This window comes from Streptomyces flavofungini (assembly GCF_041028215.1).
Lineage (GTDB): Bacteria > Actinomycetota > Actinomycetes > Streptomycetales > Streptomycetaceae > Streptomyces > Streptomyces flavofungini_B.
In genome coordinates, this window is sequence record NZ_JASKYR010000945.1 from 1 (window position 1) to 2,016 (window position 2,016).

Consider the following 2,016-nt stretch of genomic DNA (forward strand, 5'->3'; position numbering starts at 1 on the left):
CACCAGGACCAGCACCACGACCAGCACCAGGGTCAGCACCACGACCAGTACGCGTACCAGCAGCAGCCCTACGGCCAGCAGGACCCGTACGCGTACCAGGGCCAGCACCAGGATCACTACCAGGACCCGCACCAGCAGCAGCACCAGTACGGCTACCCGCAGCAGCCGTACGAGCAGCCGCAGCAGACCCAGCAGGCATCTCAGCCCCACCAGCCCCAGTACGAGGGCGCGGGGACGCTGGAGGAGACCAGTCTCTTCGACACGACCATGATCAGCGCCGAGCAGCTCCGCCAGTACGAGCAGGGACGCTAGGGCGCTTCGCCGGGGCCGCTACGACCGGATTGGGCCGAGAGCGAAAGGTCAAGTATCCTGGCTCTTCGGTCGCGCATACGTCCGCGATCCAGGCTGCCCGCCCGGGCCTCATTTCCGAGGCATCAGTGCGGCGGCCCCCCTTGAACCTCCCGGATCCGAAAGCAGGAGAAGCCCTGAGCACGCGCCTCGACCACCGCAACCCACTCGTGTTCGACACACACGAGCTGGGCCGGCGTCCTGGTGCCATGCAGCGGGTCACCCGCGAGGTCGAGGCGCCGGGCCCGCCCGGTGTCTTCGGCATCGAAGGGGTCATCGGAGTGCCGCAGGGCGCGCCGGTCCAGCTTGAGGTCCGTCTCGAGTCGGTCATGGAAGGGGTGCTTGTCACAGGCACCGCCCGTGCATCGGCCGAGGGGGAGTGCGTAAGGTGTCTGGAGCCGCTTGAGCTCGAGCTCGAAGCGGACTTCCAGGAGATGTTCTCCTACCCTGACGCCGACGACCGGGGCCGCACCGCGGATCCGGCCGACGACGCCGAGGAAGATGAGGACAGGCTCTTTCTCGAGGACGGCATGTTCGACCTTGAGCCTGTGCTGCGTGATGCGGTGGTGCTCGCACTGCCGATGCAGCCGGTGTGCCAGGAAGACTGTCCGGGCCTGTGCTCCCAGTGCGGAGTGCGGCTCGCGGACGACCCGGACCACCACCACGACGCCGTCGACATCCGTTGGGCGGCACTGCAGGGACTCGCTGGCACCATCCAGGACGGCGAGAAGGACGAGATGAGCGGCGCCGAAGCGGAAGCGGGCGTCGACGAGAAGCAGGAGAAGTAGCCGTGGCTGTTCCGAAGCGGAAGATGTCGCGCAGCAACACGCGCCACCGCCGGTCGCAGTGGAAGGCTGCGGTCCCCACCCTGGTTTCGTGTGAGCGTTGCCAGGAGCCCAAGCTGCAGCACATCGCGTGCCCGAGCTGCGGCACCTACAACAAGCGCCAGGTCCTCGAGGTCTGAGCGGCTGGTGAGAGGCACCGTGTCTAGCCCCAAGAAGGCGGAAGACGCCAAGAAACTGGCGGAGACCACGGCCTCGTCCCACACGCTTCTGGAAGGGCGGCTCGGGTACACACTTGAGTCCGCCCTTCTGGTGCGTGCGCTGACCCACCGTTCGTACGCGTACGAGAACGGCGGCCTGCCGACGAACGAGCGCCTTGAGTTCCTCGGGGACTCCGTGCTCGGTCTCGTCGTCACGGACACGCTGTACCGCACCCACCCCGACCTGCCCGAAGGCCAGCTGGCCAAGTTGCGGGCCGCGGTGGTCAACTCGCGTGCGCTGGCGGAGGTCAGCCGCGGCCTCGAACTCGGCTCCTTCATCCGGCTCGGCCGGGGCGAAGAGGGCACGGGAGGCCGGGACAAGGCATCCATCCTCGCCGACACCCTGGAAGCGGTGATCGGCGCGGTCTATCTGGACCAGGGTCTGGACGCGGCGGGTGAGCTGGTGCACCGGCTCTTCGACCCGCTGATCGAGAAGTCCTCGAACCTGGGAGCGGGCCTGGACTGGAAGACCAGTCTCCAGGAGCTCACCGCGACCGAGAGCCTCGGCGTGCCCGAGTACCTCGTCACGGAGAGCGGACCCGACCACGAGAAGACCTTTACTGCTGCCGCCCGCGTCGGAGGCGTCTCGTACGGCACCGGCACCGGCCGCAGCAAGAAGGAAGCGG

At 67.8% G+C, this 2,016-nt stretch carries 3 protein-coding genes and 1 pseudogene; all 4 read left to right on the plus strand.

The genetic code is table 11. From position 1 onward, the window contains the following. Positions 1 to 312: pseudogene (locus tag AB8Z36_RS36910) on the plus strand (cell division initiation protein); the annotation flags it as partial. A 140-nt stretch (positions 313 to 452) separates the two neighbouring features. Beyond that, the gene (locus tag AB8Z36_RS36915; protein WP_440582102.1) at positions 453 to 1,136 is read left to right on the plus strand and encodes a YceD family protein; all 684 of its coding nucleotides are present in this window, start codon (positions 453 to 455) and stop codon (positions 1,134 to 1,136) included. Between the two features lie 2 nt (positions 1,137 to 1,138). After that, positions 1,139 to 1,312 carry a 50S ribosomal protein L32 gene (gene rpmF, locus AB8Z36_RS36920; RefSeq protein ID WP_003965982.1) on the plus strand — a complete coding sequence of 58 codons (174 nt, stop codon included), beginning with the start codon at positions 1,139 to 1,141 and terminating at the stop codon, positions 1,310 to 1,312. 7 nt (positions 1,313 to 1,319) lie between these two features. After that, a partial coding sequence (rnc, locus tag AB8Z36_RS36925) for a ribonuclease III (RefSeq protein ID WP_369217754.1) occupies positions 1,320 to 2,016 on the plus strand: 697 nt, incomplete at its 3' end.